Below are 23,129 nucleotides of genomic sequence, written 5' to 3' on the forward strand. Positions count from 1 at the left end.
TGGGAGCGTGACCCACTGGCAGGTTCGTGAGGCCGAGGCGCGCGACGCCGACGCGGTGGCTGCCCTGCACATCCAGGGGTGGTGGGCCTACCGCGGGCTGCTGCCCGACTGGTGGCTCGACGACCCCGCCCGGGCGATGGCGTGCGTGCAGCGCTGGCGTGCCCAACTGGCCCGACCCGCTGGCGAGCGAGCCACCGCGGTGTGGGTGGCGACCGACGGCCAGGGCCGGGTGGTCGGGTTCGTCCGGTTCGGGCCGACAGCAGATCCTCCGTCCCGCAGCCAGGGCCTCGAGGCGGACGAAGTGTGGGACCTCTGGGTCGATCCCGAGGTGCGGTCGCAGGGGGTCGGCTCGACCCTGCTGCGCGAGGCGCTGCGACGGTGCCGTCGTCCGGTGGTGGTCTGGGTGCTGCGCGACAACCTGCGCGGCCGGGCGTTCTATGCCCGCGAAGGTGCTGTGGACGACCTGCTCGTGCGCACCGAGCGGATCGAGGTCTCGGGACACAGTGGGTTCGACGTGGTCGATGTGCGGATGCGCTGGGCCGGCGAGGCTGCTCGGTAGGGTGACGCGCATGCAGTTGCGTCGCGTCGGCTCGTCCGGTCTGCAGGTCTCGAGGCTCGGTCTGGGCACGATGACCTGGGGGCGGGACACCACTCCCCAAGTGGCCCGGCAGTTGGTGCGCGCCTTCGTCGAGGCCGGCGGGACCCTGCTCGACACCGCCCCGGCCTATGGCGCCGGGGTCGCCGAGCGAATCATCGGCAAGCTGCTGCACACCGAACTGCGCCGTGACCAAGTGGTGATCGCCACCAAGGGTGGTTTCGGCATCCACGACGGCCAGCGGGTGGTCGACACCTCGAAGCGGGCGATGCTGGACGACCTGGCTGGGTCGCTGCGGCGGCTGGGCACCGACCACGTCGACCTGTGGCAGGTGCATGCCTGGGGCGAGGAGCCGCTCGACGAGACCCTGTCCGCACTCGACCAGGCGGTCAACTCCGGGATGGCGCGCTACGTCGGCATCAGCAACTTCGTCGGCTGGCAGACCGCGCAGGCCGCCACCTGGCAGCGGGCAGTTCCCGGGCGGGCGCCGGTGGTCAGCACCCAGGTGGAGTACTCGCTGTTGGCACGGCGGGCCGAGGTCGAGGTGGTGCCGGCAGCCCGGGCGCTGACGATGGGCGTGTTCGCCTGGTCACCGATCGGACGAGGGGTGCTCACCGGCAAGTACCGCCGCGGCACCCCGCGTGACTCCCGAGGGGCACAGGACCACTTCTCGTGGTTCGTCGAGCCGCTGCTCGAGGCGAAGCCGCAGGCAATCACCGACGCGGTGGCGACCGCTGCCGACGGGCTGGGCCTCAGCCCGGCGCAGGTGGCCCTGCTGTGGGTGCGCGACGCCCCCGGGGTGACCGCACCGATCCTCGGAGCCCGGACACCAGAACAGTTGGCGCCCTACCTGGCCGTGGAGTCGCAGGTGCTGCCCAGCTCGATCGTGGCCGCACTCGACGACGTGTCCGGAGGACCCAACCTCGGCCGCTGAAGCCTTGGCTGGTCGAGTAGCGCGAAGCGCGTGTCGAGACCCCTGCGCCGACCTGGTCTCGACACGGGGCTCGTACCTCGCCCCTACTCGACCAGCCAGGTTCAGGCCGTCCCACTCGACCAGCCAGATTCAGGCCTTGTCGAGGAAGTGGTCGAGCACCCGGGCGCCGAACTTCAGAGACTCGATCGGCACCCGCTCGTCCACGCCGTGGAACAGGGCCGTGAAGTCGAGCTCGGGCGGCAGCTGCAGCGGCGCGAAGCCGAAGCAGTTGATGTCCATGCCACCGAAGGCCTTGGCGTCGGTGCCGGCGCTCATCATGAACGGAATCGTGCGGGCGTGCGGATCCTCCTGCTCCAGGCTCCACTGCATCGCCTCGACCAGTGAGCCGGCGAACTCGGCCTCGACCGCCCGCTCGTGCACCGTCGCCTCGACTGTGATGTCGGGTCCGGCGAGCTCGCGCACCGTGGCGATCAACTCCTCCTCACCACCGGGCAGGAATCGTCCGTCGAGCTCGGCCTCGGCGTGCCCGGGAATGACGTTGGTCTTGTAGCCGGCACGCAGCACCGTCGGGTTGACCGTGTTCTGCATGGTGGCGCCGACCATCCGTGAGATCGTGCCCAGCCGGGACAGGGTGGCCTCGACGTCGTCGTGGTTGATCTCGATCTCGAAGGCCTTCTCGATCTCGTCCAGGAACGCGCGCTGGGTGGGGTGCAGGGTCTGCGGCCACTGGTGCGAGCCGATGCGTCCGATCGCGGCGGCGAGCCGGGTGACCGCGTTCTCGTCGTTGCGCATCGAGCCGTGGCCGGCGCGTCCCTCGGCGATCAGCTTGAGCCACATCAGGCCCTTCTCGGCGGTCTGCACCAGGTAGAGACGCAGGTCGTCGCGCACGGTGAGTGAGAACCCGCCGACCTCGCTGATCGCGTCGGAGCAGTCGGCGAGCAGGTCGCGGTGGTGCTGGGCGAGCCACTTCGAGCCCAGCTGTCCCCCGGCCTCCTCGTCGGCGAAGAACACCAGCCTGACCGGACGACGCGGCGCTCGTCCCTCACGTTGCCGCGAACGGACGACCGACAGCAGCATGGCGTCGAAGTCCTTCATGTCGACCGCGCCGCGACCCCAGATCATGTCGTCGCGCACCTCGGCGGCGAACGGGTCGACCTGCCAGTCGTCGGCCACGGCCGGGACGACATCGGTGTGGCAGTGGATCATCAACGGCGCCACGCTGCGGTCGACGCCCTCGGGTTCCCAGTGCGCGACCAGGGTGGTGCGTCCGGGCTCGGACTCGAACAGTTGCGACTCGATGCCGACCTCGTCGAGCTTGGCTGCGACGTACTCAGCTGCCGGCCGCTCCCCCTTGGACTCGCCGGCCCCGTAGTTGGTGGTGTCGATCTGGATCAGCTCGCGACACAGGTCGACCACCTCGGAGTCGACGTCGCGGCGGGCAGGGGCTGCGGCTTCGGTCATGGCGCCATCCTTCCACGGGCCGATGACGCTCCCGGTAGGTTCGAGTCGGAGCAACGACCATGTCGAGCATCACCATGCAGGGGGCATCCATGTCTGACTCACCCGTCGTCACCACCACCAGCGGCCAGGTCAGGGGGTTCTGGCGCGACCAGCCCGAGGGCTCGCGGTCGGCGGCCTTCCTGGGTGTGCCGTTCGCCGAGGCGCCGGTGGGTGCCTACCGCTACCTGGCGCCACACCCGCGCACCCCGTGGGAGGGCGTGCGCGATGCGACCAAGTACGGCGCCACCGCGCAGCGTCGTCCGTTCGGTGAGGTGACCGCGATCCCCGAGCCGAGCATCCCCGGCGACGACGTGCTGCACGTCAACGTGTTCACCCCCGACCCGCGCGAGGGCGCGCTGCTGCCGGTGCTGTTCTGGATCCACGGCGGCGGTTACAAGGCCGGTTCGCCGGCCAGCCCTTGGTACGACGGGTTCGCCTTCAACCGTGACGGCGTCGTCACGGTGAGCGTGGGCTACCGGTTGGGCTTCGACGGGTTCGGCCTGATCGAGCACGCACCGGCCAACAGGGGCCTGCTCGACCAGATCGCTGGGCTGGAGTGGGTGCGCAACAACATCGCCGAGTTCGGTGGCGACCCCTCGAACGTCACCATCGCCGGGCAGTCGGCCGGCGGCGGTTCGGTGCTGGCGCTGATGGCCTCACCGCTGGCCGAGGGCCTGTTCCATGCGGCGATCAGTCACTCCGGTGCCCTTCGTCCGATCACCGCCGACCTCGCTGCCGAGCGGACGACGGCACTGGCCGAGCAGTTGGGTGTCGAACCGACCGTGGAGGGCTTCTCGTCGGTCACCCACGACCAGGTGCTCGACGCCACCGAGGCCATGGAACGCGCCGAGCGCCCGGTCGAGGACCCGCAGCAGGTGGTCGACTCGGTGGTGGCCGCTGAACGGATCACCGAACTGATGTTCCTGCCGCACGAGGACTCGTTCAGCCTGCCCGCTGGCTGGGTGTCGCGGGTGGCTGCCCATCCGGCGCCGCTGATGTTCGGGACGACCGCCCACGAGATCACCGCGGCCGGGCAGTTCATGGCACCACTGCTCCAGGGGCAGAACGCACGCGACCTGCTGCGGACGAGCCGGCTCGGCGAGTTCGCCGAGGAATACCTGGCCGCGAACGCCGAGATGGACGACGACCTGCTGCTGGGCCAGGTGGACACCGACAAGACCTTCCGGCGGTGGGTGCCGGTGGTGGCCCAGGCCCGTGAGCAGCATGGTCTGCCGACGTGGGTCTACGACTTCCGCTGGGTCAACCAGACCTCTGGTCTGGCCACCCACTGCGCAGAACTGCCGTTCGTCTGGGACAACCTGGCCGACCCCAAGGTCGAGACGTCGTCCGGGCCTGGTGCACCACAGGAGTTGGCCGATCGGATGCATGCGGTGTGGGTGCAGTTCATCAGCGAGCACACCGCACCGTGGCAGGTCTGGACGCGGGAGGCACCGCGCACGATGGTCTTCGACGAGTCGTCTGGTGAGGCCGATGGCTACCAGGTCGAGGCCCGGTTCGCCGAGGTGGTCGAGCGCCTGTCGCAGTGAGTACCGATCGGGTGCCCGGCGATTGGCACCCCCGTGGGGGCGCTGCTATTCTCGAGGGGCTGTCCGGGCGACCGGACGCACCCTGTCCGGGTGGCGGAATTGGTAGACGCGCTAGCTTGAGGTGCTAGTGCCCTTTATCGGGCATGGAGGTTCAAGTCCTCTCTCGGACACTCGCACGAAGAGGCCGGTGACAAGGCGAAACGCCTTGGCGCCGGCCTCTTGTCATTGCCATGGAAGGATCGAAGGGTGACCTCCCCCGACCGTGTGACCCAACTCCGTGAGTTGCTGTCGTCCGACGACAACCAGAGCCGGCTGAGCGCCACCCTCGCCGCCGGAACGCATCCTCAGCCCGGCTTCGTCGAGGTGTTGATCGAGCGCTGCCGCATCGAGCCGGACTTCTTCGTCCGTGACACTTTGAGCTGGGCGTTGCTGATGCACCCATGCGATCAGGTGGTCAAGGCGCTGGCCACCGAACTGTGGCGCGCCGAAGACCAAGCCCGCAGTCAGGCCCTGCACACCCTGTCGAAGATCGGCGACCCGGCCACCTGGCCGTTGATCACCACCGACATGCTGCACTCCGAGGTCGACGAGGTGGCCCGCACCGCGTGGCGGGCGGCCGCGGCGGTCGTCCCGGACGACCAGCGCGCCGAGCTTGCGCGCGACCTCGTCCGCGAACTCGGACGAGGTGACCTCTCACTGCAGCGGGCGCTCAGCCGCAGCATCGCATCGCTGGGCGAGACCGCACTTGCGGCACTGAGTGACGTCGAGCACGCGGCCGAGGCGAACGACGCCGCTCGCGCCCATGCGATCGTCACCAGTCGCCTGATCGCCGATCCCGACCTGGACTTCGAACTCGCCCTCGAGGTGGCCAAGGCACAAGTCGCCCACCAGCGCGCAGAGGACGCCACGTAGGGTTGGGATCAGTCCATCGCCGGGAACGGAGTCACCCATGTCGTCCGCACCTGCAGCCCCGTGGACCACCCTGCCCAACGGCACCACCATCCCCCAGATCGGGTTCGGCACCCTCGCTGTGCAGCCCAGCCGTGACGCCAGCGACGAGAACGCCGACATCACTGGCGAGATCGTCCGCGCCGCCCTCAAGGCTGGTTACCGCCACCTCGACTCAGCGCAGTCGTACGGCACCGAGCGCGGCGTCGGCAAGGCGATCGCCGAGTCGGGCATCCCCCGTGACGAGCTCTACGTCGCCAGCAAGCTGGCCAACCCCAACCATGCCCCCGACGACGTGCGCCGCTCGTTCGACCAGACCCTGGAGCACCTGGGCCTCGACCGCCTCGACCTGTTCCTGATCCACTGGCCGCTGCCCACCATGCACGACGGCGACTACGTCTCGACCTGGAAGGCGGTCGCGGCACTGGTCGACGGTGGCCGGCTGCGCAGTGCCGGGGTCTCGAACTTCCTGCCCGAGCACCTCGACACGATCATCGACGAGACCGGCCTCGTGCCGGTGGTCAACCAGTTCGAACTGCACCCCTACTTCGCCAACAAGCCCACCACCGAGGCGTGCGCGAAGTACGGGATCGCGGTCGAGGCGCACAGCCCGCTCGGTCACAACCGTGAACCACTCACCGATCCGACGATCACCGAGATCGCCGAATCGCTGGGTCGCTCGACCGCCCAGGTGATCCTGCGTTGGCACGTGCAGCGCGGTGACGTCTCGATTCCGAAGTCGTCGCGCCCCGAGCGGATGGTCGAGAACCTCAGCGTCTTCGACTTCGAGTTGGATCAGGCCCAGATGGACGCGATCAACGCCCTCGACCGGGGCGAGGACGGCCGTGTCGGCCCGCACCCGAACACGTGGGAGGGCTGAGCCCGTCCCACCCGGTGACTCACCAACGGTGGGCGACGTCGATCACCAGACGTGAGCCGTTCCCCGGTCCGGTCAACACGAAGACCCGCATCGGCAGCCGGGCCCGCACACCGAGTGCGATGGTGCTCTGACCCTCGAACGACCCCGCCCAGCGCACCTGCCGGAGGGTCGAGTAGCCGGACACGTTGACCAGGGCATTGGGGTTGCTCGGCGTGTAGCTGGGTCGGCCCGCGCTGTTGTGAGCCGGCGCTCGCACGATCACCTGCAGGTCGGCCGCCCCGGCAACGGGGAGCGGCATCCCACTTCCGTCCGCGTGCACCAACGGCACGTAGCGCACGTCATAGCCGGCGACGCCTCCGTTGAGATCGATCACCAGACGGTCGAAGCAGGCGTGACGTCCGGCACGGACGCCGGTGAGGGCAGCGCTGGTCATCGCCAGGCCACCGTCCTTGGGAAGAGATCCCCAGCGAACCGTGCACGAGGTGGGGGTGGCCGCTGGGGCCTGCGCCGTGAAACCGATGAGTGTGGCCAGCGTGACCGCGAGAGTGGCCACCAAGGCGGCGATGGTCCTGATGGGGCGAACGACGATGTTCATGGTGCCCCCCTTTCGTTGTTGCACTGACAACGCCGCACAGCCGCGATCGGTTGTCATCGGTGGTACCCGTCACGATCGGTCAGCCACGGTCGGTGCGACGATCTGGTAGGAACGAGACAGCGCGCACGCGGGTGCGGGCGTGGCGAAGGGGTATTCATGGGTTTCCTGTCGAGGTTGTTGGGGCGCTCCGAGGACGACGACTCCCCGGTGGTGTCGGCCGTGGTGAGTAGCGACGAGGTTCGCACCGCGGTGGACGACCTGGCCACCAACCTGGAGGAACTCGCCCGGGCGATGGGCTCCGAGGGCTCCCCCGTCGACAACCCCGGCTGGCGAGGCCGAGCCAACGACCTGCGCGGCGCCAACCGCGACCTGCGGATGCTGCTGGCGCAGCCCCAGTTCACCAAGGACGACCTGTACGAGGCGATCATCACCGTGCGCCCGCTCTATCGCGGCACGGCGCCCGAGGAGTACGCCCACCTCGACGAACTCAACACCCGGGTCGACCAGGCCCTGCGCCGGGTCTACGACATCACCTGACCAGCCTGTCGGGGTGGGATCACCCCCTGCACCTGAGAAATTGTTGAGTTTCCTCAGGATGGTTCCTACCGTGGACGACCTCGTCAACACGGAAAGGTTCCCCCACCATGACGAACAGCACCACGCGTTTCACCACCCTCGCCCTCGGAGCCCTCGTCGGAGCTGGTTTGGCCATCGGCGGCGCCCCCTCGACCGCCGACGCGAACACCGCCGTGTGGGACCGGGTTGCCGCCTGTGAGTCCAGCGGCAACTGGTCGATCAACACCGGCAACGGCTACTACGGCGGCCTGCAGTTCTCGCAGGCGACCTGGGAGGGCTTCGGCGGGCGCCAGTACGCCCCCCGGGCCGACCTGGCCACGAAGTCGCAGCAGATTGCGATCGCCCGCCGCACCCTCGCGGTGCAGGGCCCCGGCGCCTGGCCGGTGTGCTCGGTGCGAGCCGGTCTGACCAAGGCCAACGGCGGCGCCTCGTCCAGCGCGACGGCTGGCTCGTCCACGACGCAGCGCAGCACCACACCGAAGAAGTCCACCAAGCCGGCGACCAGCAAGCGCTCCACCACCACCAAGCCGGTGACCAGCGCGACCTCGAAGGCGCGCAGCATCACCGTCAAGCGCGGCGACACTCTCAGCAAGATCGCCGCCCGTCATGGGGTGAACGGCGGCTGGCAGAAGCTGCACCAGCTCAACCGGGCCAAGGTCAAGAACCCCAACCTGATCTACGTCGGCCAGACCCTGCGCTTGGCCTGAGCCCGAGGGGTCGGGGTGATCAGCCGCGTGAGCGTCTGATCACCTCGATCACCGTCGGCCGCAGCCGGGCCACCGAGACCACCTCGTCGACCGACCCGACCTCGACGGCCCGGTGGATGTCGTGCACACCGTCGAACTCGGCGGCCACCTCACCGATCTTCTCGGCCCGGGCCGCGGTCTCGGCGTCAGCCAACTCCGCCGACAACCGGCTGCGCTCAGCACCCGATGCCGACTCGACCGCCGCCCGCAGGCGTGCCACCTCGGGATGGGCGGCGACCCGCTTGGCGACCTCACCGGCGAAGACCACGGCGGCTGCCGGGGCGCCACCGATCACCGAGGCGAACGAACCCTCAAGGGCAAGCACGGTCATGTTGGGGTTGAGCGCCTTCGAGAACACCACGAACGCGCCGCCGTGGTAGCGCGAGATCACGCAGAACACGATCGTGCCCTCGAAGTTGACGATCGCTCGTCCGATCTCGGCGCCGTACTCCAACTGCAGGTGACGCATCGAGTCGGGTGACCCGTCGAAGCCAGACAGGTTGGCCAGCACCACCACCGGACGATTGCCGCTGGCCGCGTTCAGCGCCCGGGCCACCTTCTTCGACGAACGCGGGAACAGCGTGCCAGCGGTGTAGGTGTCGGGTCCGTCGGTGGGCGGGAAGCCGCGCCGGGGCACCGGTCGCGACTCGATGCCGACGATGCAGACCGGGTGCCCGCCCATCGTGGTGTCGACCACGACCGCGGTCTCGGCGTCAGCCATCTGCGCCCACCGCTCCAACTGGGGACGATCCTGGTCGGCCACCGCCCTGATCACTGCACGAATGTCGAACGCCTTCTTGCGATCGGGGTTCAGTTCCTTCGAGAACACCTCGCCGATGGTGGTGAAGTCCGTGCCCCAGGCGTGCGGGGCGTCGCTGATGTCGCGGTCGACCGGGTCGACACTGGGCAGGTCACGAGGACGCTGCTCGCCAGGAGCGACGTAGGTGTGCTCGTAGTGGCGCATCAGGATCTCGTAGGCGCCGGCCAGTGTGGGGGCCCAGTACTGGGCCTGCCCGTTGGGGCCCATCACCCGGTCGAAGCCACCGATGCCGAAGTTGTCCTCGGCCGAGACCCCACCGGAGAAGTCCAGCGACTGCTTGCCGGTGAGCACCATCGCCGAGTCCGGGGTCATCACCAGCACACCCCGGGTGTGCATCAGCATGGTCGCCTCGGCGTTCCAGTACGGCTGGGCGCCGACATTGATCCCGGCGACCACGACGTTGACCTCTCCCCCGGCCTGGGTGAACTCGACGATTCGCTTCAGCGCCGCCGCGACCCAGTCCATGTTCTCGGTGCCCGACTCCATCGAGATCCGCGCCCCCGACGAGATCGTGTACCACTCCAGCGGCACCTTCTCGGCCTCGGCCCGGTCGATCGCCGCAATGATCCGCGAGCACTCCGGCTCGGCCACCGCACCCAGCGCCTTGATCGGGTCGCCCGACAGGACGATCCGCCGCACCCCTTCGGGGTGAGTCGGGGTCGGGGTGGTGACGTCGGCGACGATGATCCCGGCCCGGTTCTGACCGGCCGGACGATCGACCGGCACCAGGTGACCGGACTCGTCCAGGTCGAGTTCGGTGACGGTGCCACCGGGCCCGGCCAGCATGCCCTGCAACTCGTAGGGGTAGACCAGCCCGCGGCGCCGGGCCCGCTCGACCTTGGCGTCGTAGTCGTCCATCGGCTTGAGCGGCGCATCGGGGATCCGCCCGATGTCGGCGGTGACACCTGCCCCGGGAGCGGCGTGGAAGCGGATCGCCACCGGGCGCGCGGTGCCGTCGGGTGCGAGCACCCGTCCCTGGGCGAGCACCTCCTCCAGGCCTGCGGCCTCCCCGAGTGGACGGATCCGCGACTGAAGTGCGGCCAGGTCGTCGAGTTCGGCGCGCACCACCGGCCAGATGTGCAGCCAGATGTGGTTCATCACCAGTTGGTTGCCGGCCGAGCCGCGCGCCGAGCGGGCTCGCCGGATCGCCTCGAGGCTCTGCTGCACGGCGCGTTCGGCGTGGGGCAGGCCGACGACGCGGCCCGACCGGTCGCGGGTGACCGCGAGTTGGCGCACCTGCGCCATGGCGATCAGCCGTCGGTCGGCGGGGTTGCTGCGGGCCACGCACTCATACAGCAGCACACCGTGTGGGGAGTCGAGCCGGGTGATCTCGAACTCGCTCAGCCGCCACAGGCTCAGTTGGCGGGCCAGCATCGGGTGCACGCCGCTGACCAGGCGATCCTCGACCAGCTCGCGTCGTCGGTCGACGTCACGGGCCCGGAAGGTGGTGTGGGTCGTGGGCCGCTCGTCGTCGGCCACGACGGCCACGGTGACCCGACGGGCCTCGAGTGACCAGGCCTGGTCGGCGAGCCAGCGCCGAAGTTGCTCTGCCTGCTCTCGCGCGTCGACCGGCGCCTGGGGCCACAACACGTGCAGTTCGACGACCGGGTGGCGCTGCTGCTCGCGAGCGGCGCTGACCAGGCTGGCCACGGCCTCGGTGAGCGTGGGATCGCCGCCGGTGAGGGCGTCGGCGTCGAACACCAGGGCGATCACGCGGGCGTCACGGTCACTGATCCGGTAGTCGGCGACCGCAGCGGGACGACCAGCCACCGGCTCGGTCGACACCTCCCCAAGGTCGAACTCGCGGTAGTGGCGGCGCACCAGCACCTCGAGCATCGGGTCGCGGTCGCCCAGCCCGCGCCGCATCCGGGCGGCCAGGAACTCGATGAGCTGCTCGGGGATGTCGGCCAGGGCCTCGATCCGGCTCTCTCGGTCGGCCGGGGCCGGGTCGGCCGACAGGGCGTCCAGTTCGGTGCGCACCCGGTCGAGGACGAGGTCACGCTCGGCGTCGACCTGGGGCTGGTCGAACCAACGGAAGCGCACCGAACGGGCCAGGTCACCGACCCGGGGGAAACGACGCTGGGTGGTGCGGACCAGCCGCTCCAGCAGGTCTCGTGCGGCGTCGGCCCGCTCGCCGGTGGGCGGCTGCTCGTCCAGCCAGGCCTCGAGCCCAGCGCTCGCGCCCGCGGGCACGCGCGCGGGGCGCTGCTGCGACAGGAAGATGCGGAACACCGCCTCGTGCAGGGCAGGGCTGCGGTCGAGGTCGTCCACCCCGTAGTGGGCGAGGACCGTGCGCAGCTTCTCCTCGAAGCTGACCGGCAACCCGCCACGCTCGACGTCGAGGGTGCGCAGGTAGCTGTGGAAGTGCTCACGGGCGCTGTGCACCCGCAGTTCGGTGGCCAGGTCTTCCCCGACCGGGCGGTTGCGGCTCAGTTCGGCGAGGTCGGCGAACAGCGACAGCAGCGCCATCTCCGACTCCAGAGTGTGGCCGCCAGCGGCGCGCAGGGTGGCGCGGGTCTGACCGAACTCGGTCAGGGCGGCCCGGGTGTCGTCGAGGTCGTAGCCCTGCAGTCCGGCGCGCAGGGTGGCCAGCGCGCTCTGGAACTGCTCGTCGTTGTCGTCGGCCTCGGCAGGTGCTGGCAGGTCGACGGAGGCAGTGGCGTCTGCGGTGGCTGTGGTCTCGTCGGCGTCGCCGGTGGGTTCGAGACGGACGAGCGGTGCCCCGGTCTCGACCTGGCTGCCCGCGGCCACCAGCAACTCACGCACCCGCCCGGCGAACGGTGCGGTGAGCACAGTCTCCATCTTCATCGACTCCAGCACCAGAACCGGCGCGTCAGCGGCGACCTCGTCGCCCACGGCGACCGGGGTGGCCACCACCAGGGCCGGAGCGGGTGAGCGGACGACGCCGCCCTCGTCGCGACTGACCCGGTGGGTGATGCCGTTGACCTCGACCAGGTGCATCGGACCCGAAGTGTGGGTGACCAGCCGGAAGACCTGGCCGTTGACCGTCAACCGGGAGTGGAAGTCGTCCAAGGTCTGCACACGCACGTCGGCGTGAGCAGGCTGCTCGCCACCGAGGACGACCACGTGGTAGCGGTCGGCACCGACCCGGGCCACGGTGACCTGGTGGGTGGCGCCGCGCAGCTTCAGGTCGATGGGGCGTCCGGTGACGTGCTGCACCTGGGGACGGCCGCCCCGGGCCGACTCGAGCAGGCGGGCCAGCTCGACCTGCTCTGCCTCGCCGTAGGCCTCGATCGCGGCGGCGACCAGTGCGACGCCTGACCAGGCCGCCTCGCCGAGACGTCCCTGCGCGCGGACTCGGTCGATCCAGGCGGTGTCGGCCCAGTGGCCGGGCTCTGCGGTGGCGGCGTCGTGGCCGGTGGCCACCTCGGGCTGGTCGAGCAGGTCGAGCACGAAGCTCTTGTTGGTGGTGCCGCCCTCGATCACGACCGTGGTCTCGGCCATGGCGCGTCGCAGCCGGGCCAGCGCCTCGTCCCTGGTGCGGCCGTGGGCGATCACCTTGGCGATCATCGAGTCGAAGTCGGCAACGATGGCGTCACCCTCGGCGACGCCGGTGTCGACCCGGATGCCGGGGCCCGACGGGAACTGCAGGCGCACGATCCGTCCCGGCGAGGGAGCGAAGTCACGATCGGGGTCCTCGGCGTTGAGCCGGGCCTCGACGGCGTGGCCGACCTCGGCCGGACGAACACCGCCGTCGAGTCGTCCGCCGTCGGCGACGTGGATCTGCAACTGCACCAGGTCGAGCCCGGTGACCACCTCGGTGATCGGGTGCTCGACCTGCAGACGGGTGTTGACCTCGAGGAAGGCGAAGCTGCGATCGAACGGCTGGAACAGAAACTCCACCGTGCCGGCGCCGCGATAGCCCACGGCCAGGGCGAGCCGCTCGGCGGCGGCCTTGAGTTCGGCGACCTCTTCGGGCAGCAACAGCGGCGAGGCCGACTCCTCGATCACCTTCTGGTTGCGTCGCTGGATCGAGCAGTCGCGCACCCCCACCGCCCAGGCGGTGCCGTGGTGGTCGGCGATCAACTGCACCTCGACGTGGCGGGCTCCGGTGACCACCTTCTCGAGGAAGACCACGCCGGAGCCGAAGGCGCGTTCGGCCTCGTCGCGGGTGCGTTGGTAGGCGTCGGTGAGTTCGTCGGGGGTGCTGACCAGGCGAATGCCTCGTCCACCACCACCGGCGGTGGCCTTGAGCATCACCGGGTAGCCGATCCGCTCGGCAGCGGCCAGGGCGTCGTCGACGGTGTCGACCGGTCCCCCGCTCCAGGGCGCGACGGGGACGCCGACCGATTCGGCGATCAGCTTCGAGCCGATCTTGTCGCCGAGTTGGCGCATCGACTCACCTGTGGGTCCGATGAAGGTGATGCCGGCCTCGGTGCAGCGGTCGGCGAAGGCGGCGTCCTCGGCGACGAAGCCCCAGCCGACCCAGACCGCGTCGGCCCGGGCGCGGCGGAGCACGTCGAGCAGCAGGTCGTGGTCGAGGTAGGGGCGGTTGGCAGCGGGTCCGAGCGGTTGGGCCTCGTCAGCCTCGCGGACGAACATGGCGGTGCGCTCGGCATCGGTGTACAGGGCGATCACGCTGATCGGCTCGTCATCGGGTCGGGCCGCGGCGTTCAGGTCACGCACGGCGTGGATCAGCCGCATCGCGGCCTCTCCTCGGTTGACCACAGCGATCCGCTTCAGCACGGTGCCTCCTGCGCGTCAGGCCTCCGGGTCGGCGGCCGTGTAGCCACAGAACCTACCGCCCGGGGTGGGGCAAGCGGCTGAGCCTGCGGTCGCTGGACGCGTGTCGTCGCCCCGACCACCGATGTTGCAGTGCGCCACTCCCCGGCATCGCCGGGCAGGTAGCGTCGTGGTGTCGGCGGGTGCCCGCAGGGGGCGGGTGCCATGCCCTGTGGACGAAGGAGTCGCCATGAACGATCTGCCCTACCGCGATCCGTCGATACCGGTCGAGGAACGTGTGGACGACCTGCTGGGCCGGATGACCCTGGAGGAGAAGGCCGGCCAGCTGACCCAGTACTTCTACTTCGGCGCCTTCGCACAGAACTTCCCCGCAGACACCGACATGGGCCAACTCCCGGTTGACGCCCAGATGTTCCTGCAGCAGCCGAAGATGGTCGAGGCCGCTCTGCAGGCCGGTGGCGCCGGTTCGCTGCTGTTCGTCAAGGATGCCGCCAACGCCAATCGGCTGCAGAAGATGGCGATCGAGGGCAACCGGCACGGCATCCCGTTGATCTTCGGCTACGACGTCATTCACGGACTGCGCACGATCATGCCGGTGCCGATCGCGGTGGCCGCCTCGTGGGATCCCTCGGTGGCCGAGGCCGGCCAGACCGTGGCTGCTCGTGAGGCACGTGCGGTCGGCATCCACTGGGCGTTCGCCCCGATGGTCGACATCACCCGCGACCCGCGCTGGGGGCGCATCATCGAGGGCGCGGGTGAGGACCCGGTGCTCGGTGGCGCGATGGCCGCTGCCCAGGTGCGCGGTTTCCAGGGCGACTTCGGCGCCGACCGGATCATCGCCGGCCCCAAGCACTTCGCTGGCTACGGCGCCTCACAGGGTGGTCGTGACTACGACCAGGTGGAACTGTCGGACTCCGAACTGTGGAACATCTACCTGCCGCCGTTCAAGGCCGCGGTCGACGCGGGTGCCGGCAACATCATGAGCGCCTACATGGACCTCAACGGGGTGCCGGCGGTGTCCAACCGCTGGCTGCTGCACGACGTGCTGCGCGAGGCCTTCGGCTTCGACGGCTTCGTGGTCAGTGACGCCAACGGTGTGCGCAACCAGGAGGCCCAGCACCACGTGCGTGATCTGGCTGACGCCGCCGCCCGGGCGCTGGCTGCCGGCAACGACATGGAGATGTGCATCTTCGACCCCGCCTTCACCCGCATTCCGCAGGCGGTGGCCGACGGTCAGCTCAACGAGCAGCAGGTTGATGAGGCCGTGCGGCGGGTGCTGCGGGTCAAGTTCTCGTTCGGCATCTTCGAGAACCCCTATGTCGACGAGGAGACCTCGCTCAGCGTGCTCGGTGACACAGCCCACCGTGCCGTGTCGCGCCAGGCTGCCGAGCGCACCTTCGTCCTGCTGAAGAACGAGGACCAGGCTCTGCCGCTCAAGGCTGATCAGCTCGGCTCGATCGCGGTGATCGGTTCGCTGGCTGCCTCGGCGCGCGACACCGTGGGCCCGTGGGTGTTCGAGCAGGACGATGCCGAGACCGTCACCATCCTCGACGGCATCAAGGCCCGCGTCGGTGAGGGTGTGCGGGTCGAGCACGCCGCCGGTGCCGGCATCCCCCCGCGGAAGTTCGCCTCGATGTTCGACGGCATGGATGGTGGCGCCACCCCCACGAGCTACGACCCCGAGACCGATGACGACGCGATCGAGGCGGCTGTCGAGCTGGCTGCCGGGGCCGACGTGGCCGTGGTGGTCGTGGGTCAGCCGCAGAACCAGATCGGTGAGTCGGCCTCGACCAGCACGCTGTCGCTGGGTGGCAAGCAGGTCGAGCAGTTGCAGCGGATTGTTGACACCGCAACCCCGGTGGTGGTGTTGGTGATGTCGGGTCGTCCGCTCGACCTGCGGGTCGTGGACGAGGTCGCTCCGGCGATCCTGCAGGTCTGGTACCCGGGCACCCGAGGCGGTGAGGCGGTCGCCGCCGCCCTGTTCGGTGACGTTTCCCCCGGCGGCCGGCTGCCGTTCACCTGGCCGCGGCACGTCGGTCAGGTGCCGCTGAACTACGCCCACACCCGCAGCCACATGCCCGATGGTCAGGGTGAGCGCTACTGGGACGACCCGTCGGTGCCGCTGTACCCGTTCGGGCACGGCCTGTCGTACGGCAGCTTCAGCTACGCCAACCTGAGCGTGGGCACCGGCAGCGTCGCCGTGGGTGCCACGGCCCGCGTCGAGGTCCAGGTGACCAACACCTCGCCTGTGGCCGCTGACGAGGTGGTGCAGCTCTACATCCACCAGCGCCACGGCACCTCGTCACGCCCGGTGCGTGAGCTCAAGGGCTTCGAGCGGGTCACCCTCGCGGCCGGCGAGACCCGCACGGTCGGCTTCGACCTTGGACCCGACCAGCTGCGCTACTGGAGCGCGGCCACCCGTGACTGGGTCCAGGATGCGAGCACGATCGACGTGTACGTCGGTGGCAGCTCAACCGCAGACCTGACCGCAGTTCTCGAGGTGACCGCTGACTGAGGTGGACGAGCAGCCCTGGCAGGAGCGGGCACGGTCGGTGACCCTGACCTGCCAGGAGGTGCTCGGCCATGACCTGGTCGCGGTGTGGGTGCACGGATCGGCGGCGCTCGGTGGCGTCGGTCCTGCCAGTGACCTCGACGTGCTCGTGGTCGTGCGTGACGTTGCCCCCGACAACCTGACCACGCTGGGCTCTGCCCTGCTCGGGGTCGGGTCGCGGACGCCGTGGCTGGAACTGTCGGTGATCCGCGAGGCGCTGGCGCGACGCCCCGGGCCGCCGTGGTCCTACCTGTTGCACGTCAACAGCGCTGACCGGGTGGCCGGACCTGACCCCGGCCACGGCGATCCCGACCTGCTGATGCACCTGCTCGTGGCCAGGTCTGCTGGGCTGGCGACACACGGGCCGGACCCCGGTCGGGTGATTGGGCCGATCAGGCAGGAGTGGGTGCTGGGCTACCTGCGCGACGAGTTGGCCTGGGGTCTGGAGCACGGTGACGCCCGTTACGCCGTGCTCAACGCCTGTCGAGCGGTGGCCTTCGCCGACGCGGGCCTGGTGCTGTCGAAGGTCGACGGGGTGGGATGGTGGCAGCGACGGTTCCCGGTCACCAGTCACGACGCGGTGTGGCTCGATGAGGTGCTGACTGCACAACGTGAGGGACGAGAGCTGGGGCCTGCCGACGACAGGGCCAGGCAATTCGTGGACGAGGCCTCCCGACTGCTGGTCTGAGCCACCGCGCCGGGCTTGGCGCGGCAGACTGGTCGATCGTGACGTGGCAGGATCAGGCCGAGGTTCGCGCGGTGCAGCGACGCACCGTGGGCGTGCTGTCGACTGCGCAGGTGATCGGCGGCCTGAGCATCGGTGTGGCCGGCTCGATGGGGTCGCTGTTGGCCTACGAAGTGACCGGACGCGAGTCGCTGGCCGGGTTGTCGCGGGTGTTCAACGCCTTGTCGGCGGCCCTGTTCGCCGGCCCGCTGGTGGCCTTGGCGCTCAGGCGGGGACGACGAGCCGCCCTGGCCAGCGGCTGGGCGATCGCCCTGGCCGGTTCGGTGCTGCTGGTGGGCTCGGTCGCCTTCCAGAGCCTGTGGCTGCTGCTGGGCGGCATGCTGTTGTTCGGTGCCGGATCGGCGGCCAACCTGCAGACCCGGTTCGCCGCCACTGACCTGGCGGTGCCGAAGCACCGAGCGCGGACGCTGGCCTTCGTGATGTGGGCGACCACGTTCGGTTCGGTGGCGGGCCCGAACCTGGCGGCCCCGGGTGGGTCGGTCGGACGATGGCTGGGCCTGCCCCCGATCGCCGGCGCCTACGTGCTCGCAGGCGTGGGGTTGCTGGTGGGCTCGGTCTTCGTCGCGACCGCACTTCGTCCCGACCCGCTGTTGTTGGCCCGGAGCCACACCAAGGAGGCATCGGCCGCGTCGCGTCGTCGCGGAGCACTGAGCGTCGTGCCGGAGCTGTGGCGCCTGCCCGCGGGACGGTTCGCCCTGGTCACCCTGGTGCTCAACATGTACGTGATGGCGGCGATCATGACGCTGACGCCGGTGCACATGACCAGGGCCGGTCACTCGCTGGCGATGGTGGGGCTGACCCTGTCGATGCACATCCTGGGCATGTTCGCGTTCGCACCACTGATCGGCTGGTGGGTGGAGCGGTCGGGGTCACGCGTGGTGATCTGGGCCTGCGTGGCGACCAACCTCGCGGCGCTGGTGCTGTGCGCCCTGGCCGGCGACAGCCTGATGATGGTCAACATCGGGTTGTTCCTGGTCGGTCTGGGCTGGTCGTTCGGCATGGTGTCGGGTTCGTCGATCCTGGCCGAGGAGGTACCGGTGGCGATCCGCACCCAGTCGCAGGGCGCGGCGGACACCTTGGTCAATGTCGGCAACGCCACCGCCGCCGGTCTGGCCGGCCCGATCATGGGGGCGCTGGGCTTCGGCGGGCTGTCGATGGTGACGATGGTGGCGCTGGTGCCGGTGGTACTGCTCGGGCTTGGCCGGGCGCGCGTCGTCCATCAGGTCGTCGACTGAGCGACGACCCGGTGGGCACGGCTCAGTTGGCGCTCATCCACCCGGCGGCCAGGGCGACCAGGACGGCGGCGCCCAGCAGCACGCGGTAGCCGACGAACCAGTTCAGCGAGTGGTTGCGGACGAACTTGAGCAGCCAGGCGATCGAGGCGTAGGCCACCACGAACGAGGCGACACAGCCGACCAGGATCGGGCCCCACCCGAGCGTCGGCAGCTGGTTCCAGGCCTCGACCGCCTGGAAGATGCCCGCAGCGGTCAGTGCGGGGATGGCCAGGAAGAAGGACAGCTCGGTGGCGGTGACCCGGTTGAGCCCGCGAACAAGCCCGAGCGAAATCGTCGTGCCTGAGCGGGAGACCCCGGGAATCAGCGAGAAGCACTGGAACAGCCCGATCAGCAGGCCATCGGCAATGGTGACATCACCCTCCTCGCGCACCCGACCCTGCTCGGCGAGTCGGTGGAACCGGCGCTCGGAGAACCAGATCACCGCGCTCCACAGCACGAGCGCACCGGCGACCACCCACAGGCTGCGCAGCGGACCGCTGATGAAGTTGCGTCCGAGGAAGCCGACGATGCCGACCGGGAGCGATCCGATGATGACAGCCCACGCCAACGGGTAGTTGGGGTCGCTGCGTTCGGCGGGGTTCCTGAGGCCCTTGGCCCAGGCCACGACCAGGGTGACGATCTTGCGCCAGAAGTAGATGAAGGTGGCCAGGATCGCCGGCAGCTGGATGATCGCGGTGTAGGCGGTGACGGCGGGGTCGTCGACCTTGAGGCCGAGCATCTTCTCGGCGATGGTGAGGTGGCCGGTGGACGAGACGGGGAGGAACTCGGTGAGTCCTTCGACGATCCCGAGCAGGATCGCATCGAGGTATGAGAGCACGGACGACCTTCAGCGGCTGGGCAGTGACGACCTGCAAAGCGTAGACGGTCGGGCCACGGTTGGACGAGCCCAGCGCCACCGTCAGGTCTCGAGCGACCGTCGATCTGGGCGTACGACCTGCTCGGCCCTGATGGGCGGTTTGAGTCCCACGCGACCCAGCTCGAGGGCCGCCAGTTGGTCGATCACGCGTCGGTCACCACGACGCCAGGCACCGACCGGGTCGTCACTGATGCCGGCCAGTTGTGACATCGGCAGCATGGTCATCGCCCTCAGCGCGAACAGGTCGAGGTCGGGGTCTGCGTCGATGAACCGTTGCGCGGCGCTGGACTCGCGGGCGAACCGGATGCGGCCCGGCAGCCGCAGGGCCAGCGCCATCAGCACCGGGATGGCGGCGATGACGATGGCCACCACCCAGGCGGCGTCGTGAATGAACGCTGCCTGGTCGTTGGCCTGGCTGGTGATCTGCGAGAGCCCGGTGGCCAGGTCGCGGAACGGGGTGGCCAGCTCATCGCCCACCGCCGGGACCTGTCCGACCTTGTCACCGGCACCGTGCAGCTTGCGCTCCAAGTCGGCACTGGTCTCGGCGGTGCGTCGGGCTGGGGTGGCGATGGCGTCGACCACGTCGAAGACCAGGGTGCCGACCCAGATCCATGCCGCACACCAGGCGAGCGCGAACAGGTCACCGAGCACCTGCCTGGTGCGCCGTCGGCCGGAGGCTGCGTAGAGCGCCATGCGTCGTCCCCTTCCACCTCAGTGACCCGACGGTCTGCGCAGGCCCCAGGACCCGTCCGGGAGCAGTCGGACCCATCCCCAGTCTTCCAGTTCACCCAGACGGTCGAGGCATTCGGCGACGCCCAGCCCGGTGCGGGCCACGACCTCGTCGACCGGGGTGCCACCACGACGTCGCAACGCCTCCCTGACCTCGAGCAGGCGGGTCGGCATCTCGTCCAGCTCTCGTGCCGGCGCCTCCACCCCGGGCAGCGGCGGCTCCACCAGTGGGCTGAGCAGTTCGCGCACCTGCTCGGCATCGGCCACCAACACTGCTTCCTGGTCCCTGATCAGCTGGTGCGGGGTCAGTGACCGGTCGGAGTTGATCGGGCCGGGTACCGCGGCCAGTACCCTGCCCAGGGCACGCGCCCAGGCCACCGTGTTCCGTGCCCCGCTGCGCCGGGCCGCCTCGACGATCACCGTGCAGGCGGTCATGCCGGCGATCAGCCGGTTGCGCGCCAGGAAAGCGACCCGTGTCGGCGAGGTTCCGGGCGCCAGTTCGGAGACGATCGAGCCGTGCTGCCTGACTTGGCGCAACAGCCCGGCATTGCCCTTCGGGTAGAGGTCGTCCAGTCCACCCGCAAGCACGGCAACCGTTGGTCCGCCCACGGCCAGTGCGCCCCTGTGGGCGGCGGCATCGATGCCGTAGGCCCCACCCGAGACCACCGTGGCCCGGCTCACCATCCGGTCGTGTCGGTGGGCGGCCAGTCCGGCGGCGATCTCGGCGGCTGCCCACTCTCCGTAATGGGTGGCTGCACGCGAGCCCACGACCGCCACCGAAGCGGCGCACGATGACGCCAGGTCAGGGTCTCCAGCGACCCAGAGCCCCCAGGGCGCACCGCCCATCTCTGACACCTCGACGTGGTCGAGGTCGTTCAGTCCGGTGGGCCAGCGTGGATCACTGGGCACCAGGTGCTGCAGCCCAAGCACTTCGGTACGGGCCTCGACCATGTCGAGGTCGACCTTGCGTGCCCGGATCCCCCACCTGCTGTCACGATCGCCGGTGAGCAGCGACATCCACACGGCCTCAGCACCTTCGGTGGCGACGAGTCGAGCCAACTTGAGGTCGGCCGTTCCGGCGCAGGCCATGGCCAGTCCGACGCGGGCACGCTGCTCGCCATCCCAGGTCATGCCGCCACCTCGGCCTGCTCGCCCTGACGCATGGCCAAGGCCTGGCGCAGGTGACTAGCGCTCACCCGGTCCTTGCCGGCCAGGTCGGCCAGGGTCCAGCTGACGCGCGCCACCTTGTCGACGCCCCGAGCCGACAGCAGGCCCCGGGTCAGGGCGTGATCGAGGGGCCTGGTGTCCAGCGGCGCCGGCAGCACGTGACGCAGCAGCGACCCCGGCACTTCCCCGTTGGTGGTGAAGCCGGTGCCCTCCAGACGCCACGCCTGGCGCTCGCGCGCCAGCTGCACCCGGTCGGCCACCGCAGCCGACGACTCCCCCGTCGGCGCGCTGCCGAAGCTCGAGGTGCGCACCGGAAGCAACCGGTACTGGATGTCGATCCGGTCGAGGATCGGTCCGCTGAGCCTCTCGGCATAGCGCCGCACCGCCATGGGGCTGCACGAGCACTGCCCTCCCGGGGTGCCGAACTGCCCGCACGGACAGGGGTTGGCGGCCACCACCAACTGGAACCTGGCCGGGAATCGCGCCATCATCTGCGCCCGGGCGATGGTCACCCAGCCCGACTCGAGCGGGGTCCGCAGGGCCTCCAGCAAGTGGGAGCTGAACTCGAGGACCTCGTCCAGGAACAGCACCCCGCGGTGGGCGAGCGAGACCAGCCCGGGGCGAACCACCCGCTGTCCCCCGCCGACGAGTGCTGTCAGGCTGACATTGTGCAGTGGGTCGGCGAAGGTCGGACGCTGGATCAGGCCGCCGTGGAGTTGCCCGGCGATCGAGTGCACCGCCGAAACCTCCAGTGCCTCGCCCGGGCTGAGGTCGGGCAGGATGCCCGGCAGTCGGCTGGCCAGCATGCTCTTGCCCACCCCCGGTGGCCCGTGCAGGTAGAGATGGTGTCGTCCCGCGGCGGCCACCTCGAGGGCGAACTTGGCCGCCTCCTGACCGGTCACGTCGCCTAGGTCGGGCACCTTGCTGGGCTCGGGGTCGTCCGCGGCCGCTGGCACGGTGTTGAGCACGGGTCGCCCGCGCAGCACCTCGACCAGGTCGGTGAGCGTCGACACGCCCCAGATCGCGATGCCGGGCACCAGCGCGGCCTCGTCCAGCTGGCTGGCAGGCACGATGGCACGCACCATGCCGGCATCGACGGCGGCCAGCAGCCCGGGCAGCACACCGCGCACCGCGCGAACGCGTCCGTCGAGACCGAGTTCGCCCATCATCACGGTGTCCCGGAGCAGGTCGGGTGGAACGGCCCCGCTGGCCGCAAGCACCGCTGACGCGATCGCGAGGTCGTAGTGAGAACCCGCCTTCGGCAGTGCGGCAGGGGTGAGGTTGATGGTGACCAGTTGGTCGGGCCACGACAGCTCCGCCCCCTTCACCGCGGCCCGGCAGCGATCCCTGGCCTCGTACAGGGCCGTGTCGGGCAGTCCCACGAGGACGATGCGCGGCAGGCCACCGCCGATGGCTGCCTCGACCTCGACCAGGGCACCATCCATGCCGATCAGGGCCACCGACCACGCCGAGGCGGTCATCGGGCGATCCCCTTGACGTGGGTGAGTTCGACCCCGCCTGGTCCACGCAGCACGCCGATGGCGTCCAGGCGTATCCGTGGGGCACCCGGCTGGTGTTCCTTGAGCCACCGTGCGGCGAGTTCGCGCAGCTTGGTGAGCTTGGCGATGGTGATCGACTCCAGCGGGTCTCCGAAGCCCCTGCCCGAGCGGCACTTCACCTCGACGAAGACCACGGTTCCGTCGGGTTCACGCGCCACCAGGTCGATCTCACCCGCACGGCAGCGCCAGTTGCGCTCCAGGACGGTCCAACCCAGTCGTTCGCAGTGGCCAGCTGCCGCGTCCTCGCCCCACCGGCCCAGCGCTCGGGTCGCCTTCGACGTCATGGACCATCACCTCCGCCCACACTGTGGGGAGGAAGATGCCCTGGACGGTCACGTCCACAGATTCGGCAGTCCAGGTGGCGAGTTGTCCACAGAACCGA

18 protein-coding genes and 1 tRNA gene are annotated in these 23,129 nt (G+C 69.9%); 11 read left to right on the forward strand and 8 right to left on the reverse strand.

The annotated features are described in order from the left end of the window. Positions 1-7: 7 nt before the first annotated feature. Both IE660_RS02530 and IE660_RS02535 read left to right on the forward strand, forming a co-directional pair. Positions 8-559 (forward strand): GNAT family N-acetyltransferase, encoded by a 552-nt coding sequence (locus tag IE660_RS02530; protein ID WP_203566719.1) that lies wholly within the window; start codon positions 8-10, stop codon positions 557-559. Positions 560-569: 10 nt separating this feature from the next. Then, on the forward strand, positions 570-1,529 hold the full coding sequence (locus IE660_RS02535; protein ID WP_203566720.1) for an aldo/keto reductase: 960 nt from the start codon (positions 570-572) through the stop codon (positions 1,527-1,529). A 129-nt stretch (positions 1,530-1,658) separates the two neighbouring features. Here IE660_RS02535 and IE660_RS02540 read toward each other — a convergent pair whose 3' ends face one another. After that, the gene (locus IE660_RS02540; protein WP_203566721.1) at positions 1,659-2,990 is read right to left on the reverse strand and encodes a M20/M25/M40 family metallo-hydrolase; all 1,332 of its coding nucleotides are present in this window, start codon (positions 2,988-2,990) and stop codon (positions 1,659-1,661) included. A gap of 89 nt (positions 2,991-3,079) precedes the next feature. Here IE660_RS02540 and IE660_RS02545 point away from each other — a divergent pair, with 89 nt between their 5' ends. The 4 genes from IE660_RS02545 to IE660_RS02560 all read left to right on the forward strand — a co-directional run bounded on the left by IE660_RS02545 (position 3,080) and on the right by IE660_RS02560 (position 6,404). After that, a complete protein-coding gene (locus IE660_RS02545) occupies positions 3,080-4,576 on the forward strand; it encodes a carboxylesterase/lipase family protein (RefSeq protein WP_203566722.1) in 1,497 nt (498 codons plus the stop codon). 84 nt (positions 4,577-4,660) lie between these two features. Further along, positions 4,661-4,746 (forward strand) — tRNA-Leu (locus IE660_RS02550). A 76-nt stretch (positions 4,747-4,822) separates the two neighbouring features. Beyond that, the gene (locus tag IE660_RS02555; RefSeq protein ID WP_203566723.1) at positions 4,823-5,488 is read left to right on the forward strand and encodes a HEAT repeat domain-containing protein; all 666 of its coding nucleotides are present in this window, start codon (positions 4,823-4,825) and stop codon (positions 5,486-5,488) included. Positions 5,489-5,525: 37 nt separating this feature from the next. Continuing rightward, entirely contained in the window at positions 5,526-6,404 is an 879-nt protein-coding gene (locus IE660_RS02560) for an aldo/keto reductase (protein WP_203566724.1), read from the forward strand. A gap of 19 nt (positions 6,405-6,423) precedes the next feature. Here IE660_RS02560 and IE660_RS02565 read toward each other — a convergent pair whose 3' ends face one another. Next, positions 6,424-6,999, reverse strand: coding sequence for an AMIN-like domain-containing (lipo)protein (locus tag IE660_RS02565; protein WP_203566725.1), 576 nt, complete (start codon positions 6,997-6,999; stop codon positions 6,424-6,426). 156 nt (positions 7,000-7,155) lie between these two features. Here IE660_RS02565 and IE660_RS02570 point away from each other — a divergent pair, with 156 nt between their 5' ends. Together IE660_RS02570 and IE660_RS16320 are read left to right on the forward strand one after the other, a co-directional pair. Next, positions 7,156-7,536, forward strand: coding sequence for a hypothetical protein (locus IE660_RS02570; protein WP_203566726.1), 381 nt, complete (start codon positions 7,156-7,158; stop codon positions 7,534-7,536). A 107-nt stretch (positions 7,537-7,643) separates the two neighbouring features. Beyond that, positions 7,644-8,282, forward strand: a complete 639-nt coding sequence (locus IE660_RS16320) for a transglycosylase family protein (protein WP_203566727.1) — start codon at positions 7,644-7,646, stop codon at positions 8,280-8,282. 19 nt (positions 8,283-8,301) lie between these two features. Here IE660_RS16320 and IE660_RS02580 read toward each other — a convergent pair whose 3' ends face one another. Continuing rightward, entirely contained in the window at positions 8,302-13,848 is a 5,547-nt protein-coding gene (locus tag IE660_RS02580; protein ID WP_203566728.1) for an ATP-binding protein, read from the reverse strand. Positions 13,849-14,074: 226 nt separating this feature from the next. Here IE660_RS02580 and IE660_RS02585 point away from each other — a divergent pair, with 226 nt between their 5' ends. From IE660_RS02585 to IE660_RS02595, 3 genes are read left to right on the forward strand one after another with little or no spacing between them, the layout of a single operon-like run. Further along, positions 14,075-16,360, forward strand: coding sequence for a glycoside hydrolase family 3 N-terminal domain-containing protein (locus IE660_RS02585; RefSeq protein ID WP_203566729.1), 2,286 nt, complete (start codon positions 14,075-14,077; stop codon positions 16,358-16,360). 1 nt (position 16,361) lies between these two features. Continuing rightward, positions 16,362-17,084 (forward strand): aminoglycoside adenylyltransferase domain-containing protein, encoded by a 723-nt coding sequence (locus tag IE660_RS02590; protein WP_203566730.1) that lies wholly within the window; start codon positions 16,362-16,364, stop codon positions 17,082-17,084. Between the two features lie 38 nt (positions 17,085-17,122). Beyond that, a complete protein-coding gene (locus tag IE660_RS02595) occupies positions 17,123-18,376 on the forward strand; it encodes an MFS transporter (RefSeq protein WP_203566731.1) in 1,254 nt (417 codons plus the stop codon). A gap of 22 nt (positions 18,377-18,398) precedes the next feature. Here the strand turns inward: IE660_RS02595 and IE660_RS02600 are convergent, their stop codons facing one another. From IE660_RS02600 to IE660_RS02620, 5 genes are all read right to left on the reverse strand, one after another. Further along, entirely contained in the window at positions 18,399-19,253 is an 855-nt protein-coding gene (locus tag IE660_RS02600; RefSeq protein WP_203566732.1) for an undecaprenyl-diphosphate phosphatase, read from the reverse strand. 81 nt (positions 19,254-19,334) lie between these two features. Then, positions 19,335-19,985 (reverse strand): hypothetical protein, encoded by a 651-nt coding sequence (locus IE660_RS02605; protein WP_203566733.1) that lies wholly within the window; start codon positions 19,983-19,985, stop codon positions 19,335-19,337. Between the two features lie 18 nt (positions 19,986-20,003). Further along, positions 20,004-21,152, reverse strand: a complete 1,149-nt coding sequence (locus IE660_RS02610; protein ID WP_203566734.1) for a DNA-processing protein DprA — start codon at positions 21,150-21,152, stop codon at positions 20,004-20,006. Further along, positions 21,149-22,669 carry a YifB family Mg chelatase-like AAA ATPase gene (locus IE660_RS02615; protein ID WP_203566735.1) on the reverse strand — a complete coding sequence of 507 codons (1,521 nt, stop codon included), beginning with the start codon at positions 22,667-22,669 and terminating at the stop codon, positions 21,149-21,151. Before IE660_RS02615 ends, IE660_RS02610 begins: the two co-directional genes overlap by 4 nt. After that, the gene (locus IE660_RS02620; protein ID WP_203566736.1) at positions 22,666-23,031 is read right to left on the reverse strand and encodes a YraN family protein; all 366 of its coding nucleotides are present in this window, start codon (positions 23,029-23,031) and stop codon (positions 22,666-22,668) included. Before IE660_RS02620 ends, IE660_RS02615 begins: the two co-directional genes overlap by 4 nt. Positions 23,032-23,129: the final 98 nt, after the last annotated feature.

It is taken from the genome of Aestuariimicrobium ganziense, from assembly GCF_015352975.1.
GTDB classification, from domain to species: Bacteria; Actinomycetota; Actinomycetes; order Propionibacteriales; family Propionibacteriaceae; genus Aestuariimicrobium; species Aestuariimicrobium ganziense.